Here is a 15,179-nt window from a genome sequence, read left to right on the forward strand (position 1 = left end):
CGCGAGGCGACCCCCTTCAGGTTTGTGCGAACTTCTACTTGGCTTCGGCACTGATATTGACCTTGCCGAGCAGGGTCGCGGGGTCTTCCTCGGCCTGCATGAAATCCATCATGCCCAGGCCAGGTTCGGTCTTGGCTTCAATGCCGATGGTGAGTATCTTCGCTTTGCCGGCCACGAAGCTGTTGATGGCTTCGCCAAGCTTGGCCGCGTCTGCAGCACCCGCCATCATGACGATCACGGTGCCCTGGGCAAGGCCGGCAAACACAGGACGCAGGGTTGCGGGATCAGCACCCTGCTCAGCCGCGACTACAGCCAAAATGATGTCCGAGAGCCCCTGATCGGTCACGGTCAGATCGAGGCTCTGCACAGCTACCGCCAGGCTCGCTGCCATGGACGCGTCCATGTCCACCGCAAACAGGTCATCGGTCGCATTGGCTAAGGTGCCAGCCAGTACAATAGAAGCCAGATCGACGCCGGAGAGCGAAACCTCCTCGATGGCCACGGTCTGACTGGCCTCATCCCAAGCCGCCGCCAGGCGGAAACTGGCATCCACATCGGTGATGCCCAATGCCCGCAACTGTTCGAGCGATTCATCGCCAGTGCCCTCGGGAATTGCGGCCTGAACCTGTGTCGCCGACACATCCAGGTCGGTCGGAATGCCATTGAGATAGCTGGCCAGAGAAATGTCGAAGGCGCCTACCTTGGCCTGTATGCGTGCTCCGTCACTATCCGGGTCGGGAATGTCGATATCCAGACCAGTGAACGACAACCCCTCCATGGCAGGAATGAGCGTGCGGGCGTTTTGTTCGAACCAGGCGTCATCCACGCTGTCCGGGGCGTTCTCGAGGGTCGCGATGGTCGCGGTAAGATCCATCGGCTTGATTGTGAGATTGTCCAGGGCGATGGCGCCATCGGTCTGAACGGCAATGTTCATCCCATCCATGGAGATGGAAGGATAAACGCCCGGGCTCATGCCGCCCATTGTCATGCCCGCGATGGAGAAGGTCATGGGGCGGCCCTCCTCGTCCACTCCGTCGCAGTCGAAGCCTTCGAAGGTGATTTCGGAGGTCTGAAAAGCCGTCAGAATATCAGCATAGATTTTGAGGAACTGACCCATGGTGGCCGGATCGACCTCATCGCCCTGGTCTTCCATGGCCTGGCCGATGGCCATCATCTCGGCAAACGAGGTTTTCAGCGGCCGGGCCTTGAATTCTGCACCGGTGACACCACCAAACTTGCAGGTGACTTCGGGGGCGGTGAGGGTTCCGCCTTCGGCAACCAGATCCGTGTAGATGGTCTCCAATCCGGTCTGCCCGCCGGCATCGACCAGACCATAGATGCCCAGGACGCCGGCGATGTCGAAATTGGCGGCGGACATGGCACCAAAAGCGAAATCGGTGTCGTCGGCCTGCAGCGTCACGCCGCCCAGGCTGATGCTTGCGGCCTGGCCATCGACGACGTCCTCGAGCAGGAGATCGGCCAGGGTGATGGTGGCGTCGTGCGCTTTGTCTCCGCTCTGCGAGGCTATACTGATGGTGATTTCGGGCACTGCGATGCTGGTGGCGTCGAGGCCCGACAGAGCTTCCGCATTTTCTGCGATCTTGCCGCTGAGTATGTCGGTGAGTTGGGTGTTATCAAGATTGGAATCGATGGCGTCGATGGCTGGAATGGAGACGGCGTATTCCATTTCTAGCGCGGCCGGTGCCGCATCGCCCGTCTTGACCTTTTCCTTGGCCAGGACACTGCTTGCCGGCAGAGCGACGCTGAGCAGGCAGGCCGCTGCGAGGGCGGGCAAACGGCCGCCGGTTGTCACGTTCATCGACATCATGCTCACTTCTCCCTTTTTCAGAGCCTTGCATCTGGGCACCCATAGGCGGGCTATGCAAGTAACCGACCATTCCGGTTGCGGTTTTATTGCACAAGCGAGCCGGCAGCGGCGAGCAGAACTTGTGGCTTTGGAGAATTGGCTGAATGCTGGCCAAGGTCGTCCGATTGCCGGTGGGGTGCGTGGGCCACCGGTGCCCCCGTCACCTGAGCCGGTGACAGCCTGCAGCGTGGGGGGCTTTTGGAGAGCGGGTGCCCTTTGAAGAGCGGGTGTCATGTGGAGAGCGGGTGTCATGTGGAGAGCGGGCATAAGTGTCGTTGTTGAGAGCAGGCCAGAGGCGCACGCGGCACAGCTGTGCGGCGTGACCTCGCGGCCTTTGGGCATACCCCCCTTTCGGTCCGGGTTATGGGCGTCGGACTGCTGCCTGTTGCAGCGTCACCCCCTCGCCCCCCTAGGCGAATGGCAGGGTCCGTGCCGTTGGGGTGGAGCGCGCCTTGCCTTGGTCCCTCGCTACTGAGGGTGGGACCGCTCAACGCTTTGGAGGCTGGCCTGGTGTGCGCCAAACGCGGTGGAGGATAAGGCGCCAAGGGTCAGGGGGTATCGGTCTGTCCCCGTGGCGGGCGCTGGGGCGAAACAGGAGTGCATGCAACGACTTATCGCTGGACTGTTGCACGGCTTTTACTATGGTTTCCATGCACTTAGCGTGGAGATAAGCGATGATGAAAACCGATATCGAGGGCGAGATTCGTCAAGAGACGATCCTGGCACAACGGTTGGTCGAACAGCTGGCGGAGGTGTTGACCGAGGACGAGGCCGAGTTGCGCTGTGACATGGTGCAGGGTGAAACCGGGTTGGTTGAAGCGATCGCGCGAACCCTTGAGGCCATCGAGGAGTGCGAGGTCATGGAGGATGGCATAGCGGCCCGGATCGAGGTGCTGAGCGCGCGCAAGCGGCGCGTCTTGCAGCGCCACGAGCTGTTGGCCGGGTTGATCGAACAGGCGCTGATGGCCACCGGGATTTCGCCCCTCCGCCTGCCCACCGCCACTCTCTCGTTAGCGCGGCGTGCTCCCGGCTTGGTGCTGGAAAGCGAAGCCGAGATCCCGTCGGCCTTTTGGGTCTTGCCTGAGCAGCCGGCGCCGCGTTTGGACAAAAAAGCCATTCTGGCCGCCCTTAACGCGGGGCAGGCCGTGCCAGGGGCGGCGTTGGCGGAGCCGACCTATAGCCTCACCATTCGGCGCAAATAGGAGGTGAGAGCGATGAGCAAGCTGACAACGCGACAGGTTGCCTTGATCCGCCGGACGGTGGCCAAGGACTGTTCCAATGCTGAATTTGAGGTGTTTCTCGACATGGCTCGGGCGCGTGGTCTGGACCCCTTGTTAGGGCACATCGTTCCGAAGGTGCAAGGCACTGCGGACCCGGCCCGACGCCGCCTGAGCTTTATCATTAGTCGCGAGGGACAAAGGCTGATTGCCCAGCGCTGTGGGGACTATCGGGCCGCCACCAAACCGCCGCGCTATCACACGGCGACAAAAAGACGTTCCGCCTGCAATCCCGATGGCATAGTCTCGGCCACGGTCTTTTTGTGGAAGAAGGACTTAGGCATCGGAGAGTGGTACGAGGTGGCAGGGCAGGCCTATTGGGATGAGTTCTCGCCCTTAGCGGGCGAGTATTATGAGCGCCTGGCTGAGGCCGAGCTGACTAGGTCCAGCGAGCGACGGGGAGGCCTAACCGGGGCCTGGTCGCCGGGAGCGGATAGTTGGCGCCGCATGCCGCGGTTGATGATCGCTAAATGCGCTGAGATGCAGGCCTTGCGGGCGGGCTGGCCGGACCTGTTCGGAGGGCTCTATGACGAGGCCGAATGGGCTGGGGCCGTGCCCGATGACGAGCATGGCGATCCGTTCGAGGCGCCTTCGGCAGGTCAAGACAGGGTGAGCGAGGGTCGTCGGCTAACGGTCCACTGGGGACAGACGGCTTTGCCCGAGCTGGTTGATATCGGCGCCTTCGGCCAAAAAGCCATGAGCTTTGTCTCAACGCACCAACCGCAGGCGGTACGCGATTGGGCCAGCGTCAATCGTGACGCCTTGCGGGCGTATTGGCAGGCAGAGCCGGTGCAGGCGCTGATGCTTAAAAAACTCATTGAAGTCAAGCTGGGGGAGGGGGCGGCGACGGTGCATTGACCGGGCTGAGATGAGTAGGGGGGTGGGTCTCAGGCTTCTTAAATGACCGGGGCTTGCCAGGATGCGTACGTACGGCTTTTGTGCGCGCCGCGCGGTCGCACGCGCCCAAACAAAAGGGGGGCCGAGCAGGTAAGGCATTCGACCGTCCGGTCGGGTTGGCGTGAGAGCGTCTCGCGGGTTCAATTCCCGCACCCGGTTGTGGAAGCCCGTTCAGCAGCGCTGGGCGGGCTTCTTGGTTTTGGTGCACTGTCCCGCCGGCAATGTCGCGCCAGTGGCCCTGCTCCGGCAAGGCTGTCAAAAGCAAAACCCATGTACCGCGGACTGAAAGCTGAACTCCTGCACTATTACGGATTAGAGGACTGGATGATGCATCTGGTGCTCGGCGCGGCCTTTTATCTCATGGCGTTGGCGGCGACGCGGCGCCCGTGGCTGTCGCTGTGGCTGCTAATCGGTCTGCAGCTTGGCAACGAGCTGCTAGATCTTAGCGAGCAGGGCGGCCGGCCGCGGCTCGATCTGCGACAGACCGTAACGGACAGCGTGTGGACGCTGGCCGTCCCCGCTATGGCCGCCGCCTTAGTGGCGACCATACAAGCCGTCTGTGACATGCTGCCACGCCCGCGGCGCGAGCGGGGTCGCGTATAGCCCGGCGGTGGCCGCGGTTGGGGATCGAGCTGTTAACGTCATCCCCGTTCTTCGAATATGTCGCCAAGAGCTGCGCAGCCGGAACGGCAACGGCGGGGTGGCAGCTCGGGCAGGCGAGCTGCGGCCGCCAGCTTTATCGAGGCCTGGCCGAACCGCGCCGAGGCCTAACGGCCGCGACGGGTCAATTGCAGCTGATATTGCCGATCAAAGGCGTCATAGGCCGCCTCGATCACCGCGCTCATCGGCTGGTAATAGAGGCCGCGTTCATAACAGAACGCGCTCCAGGACTCCGCGCGGTTCATCATCGGATCTTGCATGACCAGAAACGTATAGAGGATGCACGATTGCGCCTCGTTGAGCGTGGGCATGATGAAAGGGTCAGGTTGCTCAAAGAAGCCTTCCTCCCAAAACGGTCTTTGTTCTTGCAAGTATTCGGCCAACACGGCGTCAACAGTCAGATCATGCGCGCCGGCTGACCCCGCGGCGCCAGCCAGCAACAGCGACACAGAGACGGGGCGCCGCAGGCGCGGTACAAAACGGCACATGGTTGTAACCTCCCTAGAGCTTTGGCAATGCGTCCAGCAACGCTCTTGCTGCGCCCCCAGACAAGCGGATGTTGAGCGCGCGGGCGCAGAAGTGAAGGCGGGCCATGCCCGGCCGCGGGCGCTTGCATCTCCCCCCCGACAGGCTGTCCGCGCGGCCGAACGGCTAGATCGCCAGGGCGATTTTCCCATTATCGCGAAAATACTGGGAAAGCTGAGCCGCCAAGACGACCCCTCGCCGCAGCTAACCGCATGCCAGCGCACAGCAAACCCGGTGCCACTGGCTCGGCGCGAAATGGGAAAGCGACTTGGTCGTTGATGGGAAAAAATAGCGTGGATGATGGGAAGGCGCCGGCTCAAAATGCGAAACAGCTGTCGAGCAGCAGCGTGCTCGGGCTAGCCCTCACGCTGCGATGTCTAACCGCGACCCCGGATGGCTGCATGTTGCAGTCGTTGAGCGGCGGCGAGTGGCGCGAGCGCGTTTGAGATCGTTAGCTATGCGGCGTGCCGAAGGGATGCCCCGGGTAAGACCCAGGTGCAGGCCGCGGATATGTCCTTAACATCAGATCATTTAGCGCAAAAACGCGCCAACCGCCCCCCGGCCCGTGCGCCAAAACAGATCTCATCTTAGTCCATGGGAGAAGAGCGGGCGGGCGCCACAGCGCGGTGGCCGGTGCGGCCGGCGGCGGGCGACGCAACAGATTATAGCGTGAGCCGGGGTCCGGAACGTCGTAATGGCCTTGGCGGCGTAGTGCTCTGCAAGGCACGCCTCCCGGTACCCACCACTTTCAGCCCTATGAGACATTCACTTTTGCGCGCCGCCATCGGCTGCCTATTGCGCTGGCGCGCGCCATCATCGCCCTGTGCAGGTACCGGTCGGTTTGCCTCAGGCCTGGCCGCGATGCGCCCACTCGCCTTCGGTCGCCGGCCGGCGCGCTGGTCTTGCGCCCATCGGTTGGAGACCTCTTTCCCGATCGCCGCAAGTTCTGACGCAAGCGAACCGCGCTGCGTCTGCGAGCGGTATTGCCGTCTCCGGCAGGCTTAGCGCCGGAGCAACGGGCGCCCGGAGCCGCGACGCCGCAGCACACCAGGAGATGATGTCCGGCCCAAATGATCCGCCGCGGCCCGCCGCCCGCTTGGACGCTGCCTACCCAGCCGCGCGTGCTGACAGCCTTCGGTGTCCGCTGCAAAGGGTCTGTGATTTGTTGAGAGCGGGAATGATGACATGCGCGACCGCCCCCTCTACACATCCGTCCTCCCCAACAAAGGGGCCCGGTCCCGAGGGAGAAGCTGATCCGGCCCAGAGTGCAGCTTTGGCAGGCAGGGCTAAGCGTCTAATCCTTGGGTCCGCATTGCCGCGTCCACAAAACGAGCGGCCTCAGCGCCATATCGGCCAGCAATGCCCCCGGCAGTGCCACCACTTGACGCGCTTAGCAGAGCTGTATATTTTCCTATCGTCATCCCCTCGTAATGCCTAAATTGAGATCAGCAGCCAGGGATGACCTAGTGGCAGCAGGTGCTCTTCTAGACCCGCAATCAATCGCGCGGGGGAAGGACACGTCTGCTATGCCGACCACCAAACATTCCACCACTGCTAAGACCCGGCCGCCGACTATTCGTCGCCGCACGCGCCAGGCTGCGCCCCGGGCGCCCGAGGCGGCCAACAATGCGCCACAACAGCGCCTGAGCCTGGAATACCTGCCGATCTGGGAGCTGCTGCCGCACAGCAAGACGCTGCGCAAGCACTCCGAGCAACAGCTCGCGGCCATCATGGGCAGCCTGCGCGCCTTCGGACTTGTCACCCCCTTGCTGGTGGATGCCAACAACGTCATCGTTGACGGCCACGCGGTGCTTGAGGCGGCCAAGCGCCTGGACTTTTCCGAAGTGCCGGTGGTGCGCCTGAGCCAATTGTCGCCGGCGCAGATCCGGGCCTGCCGTGTGGGCTTGAACAAGCTCGCGGAGGGGGCGGCCTGGGATGCCAAGGAGCTCGCGTTCGAGCTGTTTGACATCGCCCCCGCCTTGCAGGCGCATGACATCGAGCCCGAGGCGATTGGGTTTTCGCCCGCCGAGTTTGACCTGCTGCTCGCGCCGCAGCAGACGCCGCCGGCGGACGTCATGCCGGGGCCGGCCACCGGCCCGGCCGTCAGTCGCGCCGGCGACCTCTGGTTGCTTGGGCCTCACCGGCTGTTGTGCGGCGACGCGCTCAATGACGGGCATTTTCAGCAGCTGATGGCGGGCGAGAAGGCTCGGATGAGCTTTACCGACCCGCCCTACAATCTCAAAGTGGAGGGGGTGATCTCGGGCCTGGGCAAGGTCAAGCATCGCGAATTTGCCATGGCCTCCGGTGAAATGACGCGCGAGCAGTTCACCGATTTCCTCGCCACGTATATGGGCAATTGCGCCGCGCATGCGGTGGACGGCTCCGTGCATTTCGCCTGCATGGACTGGCGTCACATCGCCGAGCTGCTGGCCGCCGGCGATCGCGCCTACAACAAGTTGCTCAACCTGGTGGTGTGGAACAAGACCAACGCCGGCATGGGCAGCATGTATCGCTCGCAGCACGAGCTGATCGGTGTGTTCAAGGCTGGCACCGCTCGCCACACCAATAATTTCCAGCTCGGTCAGACCGGGCGGCATCGCTCCAACGTCTGGACCGTCCCCGGCGCCAACAGTTTTGGTCCCAACCGCACGCAGGACCTGGCCGATCATCCCACGGTCAAACCCACCATCCTGGTCATGGAGGCCATCAGGGATGTGTCCCGTCGCGGCGAAATCGTGCTCGATTGCTTCTGCGGCTCAGGCACCACCATTCTGGCGGCCGAACGCACCGGGCGGGTGTGCCGGGCCATCGAGCTCGATCCCCGCTACGTCGACCTCGCCGTCCACCGCTGGCAGGCGCTGAGCGGCACGGCGGCGGTGCTGCACGGCGATGGTCGTAATTTTGAGGAGCTGGCGGCTTGCCGCGCTGCTGAGGGGGAGCACGGCCATGACTAAGCGTCGTTCTCCGCCGCTGCCGCCTGCCGGCAACGAACCCAACAGGTCCCCGGACTCGCGGCCTCCGCACCAGCCCTCCGCCGGCAAGGGCAATGCAGTCCCCGGCAAGCCGCAGCCGGGCCAGCCCGGTTATGTTGGGCGCGGCCATCCTCCCGAGCATAGCAAAATTCGCCCTGGAGAAAGGCGCAATCCCTATGGTCGCAAGGGCAAGCCCAAGCCACAGGATGATTTCGCACGTAACCGCCAGGGCTTCCGGAAGTTGTTCAACCAGCCCTATATGACCGCCGATGGGCAAGCGCGTGACCCTGATCTCATCTGGTTCACCGGATTGATTAAGGCATGCCATGCTGGTGCGCCCGCCGCTTTGCGCTGCTACGCGCAATATCGGCTGCAGTTCGGTGACGATAGCCCTGCAGAAAAACTGACGCTTGACGCCAGCGATGAGGAGATCTTTGCGCAGTTCCTCGAGAAAGTGACGCTGGACGCGCGCTACCAGGCTCAGCATCCGGCCGAGCGCGGGGGGAACCACGCGGCGAGCAATGACGTCGCGGCGGATGGCGATAGCGACGAGCTGGGCGCCGATGCTTCGGACGATGCGCCTTGGGAGGAAGGGGGCGACGAGGTGCCGTATGCCGACGAGGACGGCACGGAGCCTGCACCCGAGGTTGACGCCGGGGGCGCTCGGCGCGGCACGCCGGACGATGGTGAGCGGCAACACCGCTCCGACGACAGCGGCGATGACCTCGGCGGCAGCGATGACTGACCCGGGCCTGTTCTATTTGGCCCTCCGCAACGACCTTCCGGCGTTCAGCCGGAAGGTGTTTCAGACGCTGGAGCCGGGTTCGGAATTCAAGCACAGCTGGTATATTGATCATCTGTGCTGGCAATTGACCCGCGTGGAACGCGGTGACATCAATCGCCTCATCATCAATCTCCCGCCCCGTTGCACCAAATCCATCCTGGTCTCGAACGCCTTTACCGCCTGGTACCTAGGGCGTGACCCTCGCCGTCGCCTGATCTGCGCTTCCTATGCCAGCGAGCTGGCCGAAAAACTGTCGGCGGATACGCGACAAATTGTTTCCGCGCCCTGGTTTGCACGTTGCTTCCCGGAGTTCGCACTCAGCAGCCAGCGGATCAATGAGCTGACCACCACCCAGCGCGGCTATCGGCTCGCCCATGGTCTGACCGGGTCGCTGCTCGGGCGTGGGGCGGATCTGATTGTGATCGACGATCCGATTAAGCCGACGGACAGGCTGTCCAGCAAAGCCAACCTGCGGGTCAACGATGCTTTTGACAGCACGATCCTGCCCCGCCTCGACGATAAGATTAACGGCGCGATCATCATCGTGATGCAGCGCCTGCACGAAGATGATCTGTCCGGGCATGTGCTGCGCAGCGGCGACTGGGAGCACGTGAGCATTCCGGCCATTGCGTTGGAGCCTAAGAGCTACTGTCTGAGCGACGCCGGTCGCACGCACCAGCGGCGCGCCGGTGACGTGTTGCATCCCGAGCGCGAACCGCGGCATTCGCTGGAGATGACGCGCCGGGCTCAGGGCACGTTGATTTTTTCGGCGCAGTATCAGCAGGCGCCCATCCCTTTGTTGGGCAACATTATCAAGCGCAAGTGGATCCAATTTTTCGATGCGCCGCCGGAAACCTTTGATCGGACCGTCGCCAGCTGGGACACCGCCTCCACGCTGTCCGAAACCGCGGATTACTCGGTGGGCACGGTGTGGGGGGCCAAGGGCCTCAACTACTATTTGCTCGATCTGGTGCGCGGCCGCTGGGAGTTCCCGGAGCTTCGCAAGCAGGTCACGAACCTGTCGGCGCGCTGGTCGGTCAATCAGACTATTATTGAAAACACCGATGTGGGGCGGGCTCTGGTGCAGGACCTGCGGGCGACCAAAACCTTGCCGGCCTTGTTGTCCAATCCCAAGCACGACAAAGAAGCGCGCTTCCTGGCGCAGTCGGCGCGCTTTGAATCGGGACAGGTTTTTGTGCCGAAGGACGCGCCCTGGTTGGGAGCGTGGATGGATGAGCTGATGGGCTTCCCGAATAAGACGCATGACGACCAGGTCGACTCCACTAGCCAGGCGCTCGCTTATCTCACGCGGTCCTCGCATGCCGGCAAAACCATGCCGGAGCGGAAGCAGCGCCCTGAGCCGACCCGGCCGCAGGGGCGGGACTATTCGCTGCGGCGTCATTGAGGGGTGAGTGCGATGGCCGCAGTGGTGGCGCGACAGGTCTATTGATTCAGGCCACACGTTGATTTCGGCCCTCGCCGCATAACGGCATCAGCATGGAATGAAATGTCACAACAGTTGGTAGGCGCAGCTTTATGGCCACCTTGACGGCCAGATAGGCAAAGGGCGTTTTACCCAGATGCACGTACCGCGTCAAAATCGCCCGCTCTTAGGTCCTGATTCAGCTGCCGCAATGCCGGTTAGGCGAACGGAAACCCCAAGAGATTGAGCAGGTAGAGCAAGTCCTTGGCGTTCGACGCAGTCGGGGCGGGCGAAAACCGGTATCCCCCGGTTGCCGCATCTGCGCCTCACAGCCGATGCACGCGAGTACCGGAGTGCTGCGGTCTATCACCTCAAGCCTCACGCGCATGAAGGTAAATTCGATCAGGACGTGGACCTGGCGCAAGAGTGGGAAGCGCAGTTGATCGGCGACGTTTGGTACATGACAGCGCTCTGGCTCCTTCTTTTCCCAGTGTTCGATACCACGCGACTGCTTCGGTGGATCGGAAACCCTCGTTGTCCCCGTGGTTTGCCCTGTGCATTGCAGTGGCGGTTGCGGTTGCGGTTGCGTCAGTTATCTATGTGGTCAGCGGCGGGACCGCCCTGATATATCTTGGTGCTTCGATGTTCATTTCCGCAGGTTTGCATCCATTAGGGGGCGCTGGATACAGGAGTCTGCTTGAGAGCGAAGGCGATCTGCGCCTCAGAAAACTTCAATGCCTTCATCGGAACTCTCCATCTCCCAATCAGGGATCATGGCTGGAAAATCCCAGCTCTGAACGGTCCGAATTGGCAGGGCACTTCAACTTGTTGTCACGGAGGAAACGCGACAGTTGAGACTGGCTCATCCGCGGGCGCGTGTTCCACAGCGCTTGCGCGCGATAGACTCGTCCGGCGCGCCGGGATTTGGTTTCGACCGATCCAGTCGGGGTGCGGTAACCCTCCTGACCACGCCCGAAAGCCTTCTGACCGACTGGGGTCAACCCACTGAACCCTCAATGGGAAGGCACCGGCCGCTTCTGAAAGTTGGGTTTAGGACGAGGTCGGCTATTATGCAGTCGATGGAATGGCGCTCATGTGCGCGCCGGAATCTTGGGTCCGACCGCGGATCCAGGGAACTCGCGAGGCCGAGCTATCAGTAAGCGGTTGTTAGAACCTCGACTTCTCGCGGAGAGCCGGGCTGAACCTGAATTTGCCGGTTGTAAACCTGGTCCCCGAGCTTGGCGAGCACCAGATATTCGCCCTCGGCCAGAACCGTCGAGGGGAAGGCGCCACGTTCGCTGAATATGGTCGCGCCGTCGGCGGTCTTGACCGTCCATTCGACGTCCGCGATCGCCTCTCCCGCTTCCTCTGAAACCAGCTTCAACGAGATTTCGGCGGCGTGGTGATAGAGCGTGGCGTCAGTCAGCTGGCCCGGCTCCACCCGCAGATCGGCGCGCACCATGGCATTGATCGCACCAAATCGGGAGACGATCTCGTAGGTGCCAGCGTTGAGCGTTATGATCTCGTTGGGCGGCAGGTCGTCGGCAATCAGCGCGCGGTCGGTCCCGCCGCCCGTGGTGAAAATGTCGAATTTCAACAAGGCGGGCGAGATGGGAACGTCGCCGGTAACGGCTGAATTGAGCCGCAGCGCTCCGGCGTCAAGAATGACATCGAGGGTATTGCTGCCTGGCACGACCAAGAGCGGCTCGCTCAACTGTGCCTGTCCATAGGCAACATGAACGACGTAATCCCCGGGCGGCAATTCGAGCTCAGCGCTGCCGTTGTCGGCCTTGGCAACGAGGGCCATCTCTCCGTCCTCGCCGGGTGCGCCTTCAAAAATGCGCCAGACCAGCCCTTCGGGAATAGTGGAACCATCGGCGGTGATCCGGGCTGTCAAGGTCACGGGTTGGGGCACGCTGGATATGGCGGCAATGGCTTCGGTCGCAGTGGATTCTGCGGGGCCCGTGACCGTTTGCGCGGCAGGCGCGTCTCCGCGGTCCGGCCGCGGACGGGGCAGGGGGGGAATCTCAGCGGAGTCCTGTGCGACAGCCTGTTGAACAAAATTCGAGGGGCCGATCGCTGCTGCGAGGCCGATCAAGATTGCCAATAGTCTTGCTGAACGCATGTGGTCTCCAGCTCGCGGCGCCATCAACCGGGCGACTCGAAGGTTTGCCTAGCTCCCGAATGGGGAAAAGCTGTGTCACAGTCGTTTCTGTTTTGAAACCATCGCATGCCGTCTCCAGGATTTTTTAAGGCACTCTTCGTTCACCGGGTGGTTGCTGCGGCGCCGGGTAGGTCGTTCAGCCCCAATCAGCGCGCAAGCGTGGTTAACAGTGCGTTAACGAGCTGCGGTGTTAAGCTTGGCTGGTTGATTCTCCCAGCAAGGACCGCTCATGGGTGTGCAGTCCATTTCCATTTCGCAGAGCCTGGCCAATGCTCTGAACGCAGCGGGTAACCGGAGCGGGGTGGATTTCGGCTATTTGCTGCAGACGGCCATGCGCGAGAGCAGTCTTAACCCGCAGGCGCGTGCCAGCACGTCATCGGCCGTGGGGCTGTTCCAGTTCCTGGAGGGAACGTGGCTGCAGGTGATGAAAGAGGAGGGGCCGCGCCTGGGTTATGCCGCCTATGCCGATGCCATCACCCGCAATGGTGATGGCGACTATGTGATTGCTGATCCTGCACAACGCGCGCAGATCCTCAAGTTGCGCGAGGACCCGCAAATCGCCTCGGATATCGCTGCCGCCTTCACCAGGGGTAATGGGGAATATCTGCGCTCGGTGTTCGGTCGCATGCCCAGTGCGGGCGAGCTCTACATTGCGCACTTCCTTGGCGCAAAGGGCGCTGAGAAGATGTTCAGGGCCGGCCTGGAAGATCCGGACCAGCTCGCCGTGTCGCTGTTTCCCCGACAGGCTGCGGCCAATCGCGCCATATTCTACGGTGAAGACGGTCAGGCCAGGAGCATCAGGGACGTCTACCGGGTTTTGGTGGCCAAGCACGATGTTTCCGGCAATTCGGGTTTTGCCGTGCAACAAATGGCGGGTGAGAGCATGGCGCAGCCCTCGGCGGAGCCGCCGTTGCCTTCCCGGTTCTCTCCAGAGAACATGTCCTTCACCGGATTGTTCAGGAACGCGCCGGAGGTTGGGGTCGATGAGGGGGAGAGCGGCGTTGGTTCCGCTTTCTTTACCCAATTATACAACCAGTAAGCTGTGGGAGCCAATTGCAACGCTCAGTTTCAAGACGCGTTAAGACTTAGGGCGCTTAAGTGATTGCGATTCAACGCGACACGGCCTCGAGGAGGACCTTGGTGATGGCACATATTCAGGTTGCACGGCCCCGAAACTTGGCTCAGCCGCCGCGAGGCGTGGTTATTCTCACGCTTGCTTTGCTGTCTTGGGCGCTGTTCTGGGTTGCTGGAAGCGTAATCAGTGGTGGCATGGGGCTCATCGCTGGCATTTGATTGCCCGCGCGGATGGTCTTCGACCGCCACTCACGCCTCGCCAGGTTATGGTGAACCGTTCCTTAAATATTGCCGTGTAGCTTCGCCCTATTGGTGCGGAGTGAGTTATGATCGGTTACGAGGCGTTCGCTGAATTGTCGCAGTCGCATGATTGCGACCAAAGGGGGCAGGCCGCACATCTTGCCGCACTCGCCTATCTCGATCACCAGGGCCCCGCCGACGAGCACGCGGCACTGTACGCCGCACTAATCGGTTTCTTAGATGATACTTCAGTCAAGGTGCGCGCCGCGCTCGCCTACGGCCTGTTGCATTCACACCAGGCACCACGTCCCGTCATTCTGGCGCTGCTGCAGGATAGTGCCGTCATCTCAAGGGCAGTACTGCAATATTCGCCCGTGTTGGTCGACGCCGACCTGGTGCCGCTGGTCATGCGTGGTGACCACATGGTGATGACTGCCATTGCCCAGCGCCAGACCATCAGCAAGAGACTGGCCGGCGCACTGCTCGCGCGCCAGGATCGCGACGTCGCCTTGCGTCTGTTGCGACGCCAAGACGTGGCCGTGAGCGGCGAGGCCCTCGAAGCGGCGACCTTAGCGTGGGCAGATGATGCGGTGATGCGGGGTGTCCTGCTGTCCCGCAATGACTTGTCTGGCGTTTCGCGACTGCTCCTCGTGCGGAAGGTGACCGAGAGCCTGAAGGCCTGTCGCATCGTCAAGGGGGCGCTCGCGCAGGACAGGCTGGAACGCATCATGCGCAACGGTAGCGACACCGCCCTTGCCGCTATCGGTGAAGCGGAGAATGAAGAGAGCCGGGCGGAGTTCGCCGGTGCGCTGATGCGCGCCGATCAGATCAATACCAGATTGTTGCTATATGCCGTCGTCACGGGCCGGGCAATGTTCTTTGCAGCCTGCATCGGTGTTCTCGCAGAGACCAGCAGCGCAAAGGTGTTCACCCTGCTGCAGGGGGGCAGCCGCGCCGCGCTGGTGGCGCTTTTCGCCCGCTGCGGGCTTTCCACGCCATCCCGGGAGTTGTTGCTGCGCCTGGTGATGCACGCGCGAACGGCGGACCTCGCCGATGATGACGCAGCGCGTCACTACGTCATCACCGCATTGACTGAAGAACTCATCGCCGAGTTCAACGGGGATATCCCGCAAGAGCTGGAGGAGACCTTCGGCTATCTCAATGAGCAGAACATCGCCCTGGCACGCAAGGCGGCGCGGGGGGTGATGGCGGCATTTGCCAGGACGACGCAGTGCACCATGAGCTTGCCCGCCATGCAGGAGGAAGAGCGACTGCAGCTCCCGGCCGCCTAGTTCA

The 15,179-nt window shown here is 62.3% G+C and carries 11 protein-coding genes and 1 tRNA gene; 9 read left to right on the plus strand and 3 right to left on the minus strand.

The window, feature by feature from the left end:
• Positions 1 to 34: 34 nt before the first annotated feature.
• Positions 35 to 1,828, minus strand: coding sequence for a hypothetical protein (locus ACE4RL_RS10365; RefSeq protein ID WP_375597118.1), 1,794 nt, complete (start codon positions 1,826 to 1,828; stop codon positions 35 to 37).
• A 713-nt stretch (positions 1,829 to 2,541) separates the two neighbouring features.
• Between ACE4RL_RS10365 and ACE4RL_RS10370 the strand changes: the two genes are divergently transcribed.
• From ACE4RL_RS10370 to ACE4RL_RS10385, 4 genes are all read left to right on the plus strand, one after another.
• On the plus strand, positions 2,542 to 3,069 hold the full coding sequence (locus tag ACE4RL_RS10370; RefSeq protein WP_375597119.1) for a siphovirus Gp157 family protein: 528 nt from the start codon (positions 2,542 to 2,544) through the stop codon (positions 3,067 to 3,069).
• A 12-nt stretch (positions 3,070 to 3,081) separates the two neighbouring features.
• A complete protein-coding gene (gene bet, locus ACE4RL_RS10375; RefSeq protein ID WP_375597120.1) occupies positions 3,082 to 4,002 on the plus strand; it encodes a phage recombination protein Bet in 921 nt (306 codons plus the stop codon).
• A 116-nt stretch (positions 4,003 to 4,118) separates the two neighbouring features.
• Positions 4,119 to 4,197 (plus strand) — tRNA-OTHER (locus tag ACE4RL_RS10380).
• A 114-nt stretch (positions 4,198 to 4,311) separates the two neighbouring features.
• Entirely contained in the window at positions 4,312 to 4,644 is a 333-nt protein-coding gene (locus ACE4RL_RS10385) for a hypothetical protein (RefSeq protein WP_375597121.1), read from the plus strand.
• A gap of 164 nt (positions 4,645 to 4,808) precedes the next feature.
• On the opposite strand, the gene ACE4RL_RS10390 is transcribed toward ACE4RL_RS10385, so the two are convergent.
• Positions 4,809 to 5,150 carry a hypothetical protein gene (locus tag ACE4RL_RS10390; RefSeq protein WP_375597122.1) on the minus strand — a complete coding sequence of 114 codons (342 nt, stop codon included), beginning with the start codon at positions 5,148 to 5,150 and terminating at the stop codon, positions 4,809 to 4,811.
• Between the two features lie 1,602 nt (positions 5,151 to 6,752).
• On the opposite strand from ACE4RL_RS10390, the gene ACE4RL_RS10395 reads away from it, so the two are divergent.
• From ACE4RL_RS10395 to terL, 3 genes are read left to right on the plus strand one after another with little or no spacing between them, the layout of a single operon-like run.
• Entirely contained in the window at positions 6,753 to 8,180 is a 1,428-nt protein-coding gene (locus ACE4RL_RS10395) for a site-specific DNA-methyltransferase (RefSeq protein WP_375597123.1), read from the plus strand.
• Positions 8,173 to 8,943 (plus strand): hypothetical protein, encoded by a 771-nt coding sequence (locus ACE4RL_RS10400; RefSeq protein ID WP_375597124.1) that lies wholly within the window; start codon positions 8,173 to 8,175, stop codon positions 8,941 to 8,943. Before ACE4RL_RS10395 ends, ACE4RL_RS10400 begins: the two co-directional genes overlap by 8 nt.
• The gene (gene terL, locus ACE4RL_RS10405; RefSeq protein WP_375597125.1) at positions 8,918 to 10,387 is read left to right on the plus strand and encodes a phage terminase large subunit; all 1,470 of its coding nucleotides are present in this window, start codon (positions 8,918 to 8,920) and stop codon (positions 10,385 to 10,387) included. Before ACE4RL_RS10400 ends, terL begins: the two co-directional genes overlap by 26 nt.
• A 1,171-nt stretch (positions 10,388 to 11,558) precedes the next feature.
• Here the strand turns inward: terL and ACE4RL_RS10410 are convergent.
• Complete coding sequence (locus tag ACE4RL_RS10410) at positions 11,559 to 12,530, minus strand: hypothetical protein (protein WP_375597126.1); 972 nt, start codon at positions 12,528 to 12,530, stop codon at positions 11,559 to 11,561.
• A gap of 268 nt (positions 12,531 to 12,798) precedes the next feature.
• On the opposite strand from ACE4RL_RS10410, the gene ACE4RL_RS10415 reads away from it, so the two are divergent.
• Both ACE4RL_RS10415 and ACE4RL_RS10420 read left to right on the plus strand, forming a co-directional pair.
• The gene (locus ACE4RL_RS10415) at positions 12,799 to 13,608 is read left to right on the plus strand and encodes a transglycosylase SLT domain-containing protein (protein ID WP_375597127.1); all 810 of its coding nucleotides are present in this window, start codon (positions 12,799 to 12,801) and stop codon (positions 13,606 to 13,608) included.
• Between the two features lie 361 nt (positions 13,609 to 13,969).
• On the plus strand, positions 13,970 to 15,175 hold the full coding sequence (locus ACE4RL_RS10420; RefSeq protein WP_375597128.1) for a DUF2336 domain-containing protein: 1,206 nt from the start codon (positions 13,970 to 13,972) through the stop codon (positions 15,173 to 15,175).
• The last annotated feature ends 4 nt before the right edge of the window (positions 15,176 to 15,179 follow it).

The sequence above is a fragment of the Devosia polycyclovorans genome (assembly GCF_042181575.1).
Lineage (GTDB): Bacteria > Pseudomonadota > Alphaproteobacteria > Rhizobiales > Devosiaceae > Devosia > Devosia polycyclovorans.

Bases quoted from the DNA above. Each gene is read 5' to 3' on its own strand.
- ACE4RL_RS10365 (WP_375597118.1), bottom strand. From the start codon at position 1,828: ATGATGTCGATGAACGTGACAACCGGCGGCCGTTTGCCCGCCCTCGCA.
- ACE4RL_RS10370 (WP_375597119.1), top strand. From the start codon at position 2,542: ATGATGAAAACCGATATCGAGGGCGAGATTCGTCAAGAGACGATCCTG.
- bet (WP_375597120.1), top strand. From the start codon at position 3,082: ATGAGCAAGCTGACAACGCGACAGGTTGCCTTGATCCGCCGGACGGTG.
- ACE4RL_RS10385 (WP_375597121.1), top strand. From the start codon at position 4,312: ATGTACCGCGGACTGAAAGCTGAACTCCTGCACTATTACGGATTAGAG.
- ACE4RL_RS10395 (WP_375597123.1), top strand. From the start codon at position 6,753: ATGCCGACCACCAAACATTCCACCACTGCTAAGACCCGGCCGCCGACT.
- ACE4RL_RS10400 (WP_375597124.1), top strand. From the start codon at position 8,173: ATGACTAAGCGTCGTTCTCCGCCGCTGCCGCCTGCCGGCAACGAACCC.
- terL (WP_375597125.1), top strand. From the start codon at position 8,918: ATGACCTCGGCGGCAGCGATGACTGACCCGGGCCTGTTCTATTTGGCC.
- ACE4RL_RS10410 (WP_375597126.1), bottom strand. From the start codon at position 12,530: ATGCGTTCAGCAAGACTATTGGCAATCTTGATCGGCCTCGCAGCAGCG.
- ACE4RL_RS10415 (WP_375597127.1), top strand. From the start codon at position 12,799: ATGGGTGTGCAGTCCATTTCCATTTCGCAGAGCCTGGCCAATGCTCTG.
- ACE4RL_RS10420 (WP_375597128.1), top strand. From the start codon at position 13,970: ATGATCGGTTACGAGGCGTTCGCTGAATTGTCGCAGTCGCATGATTGC.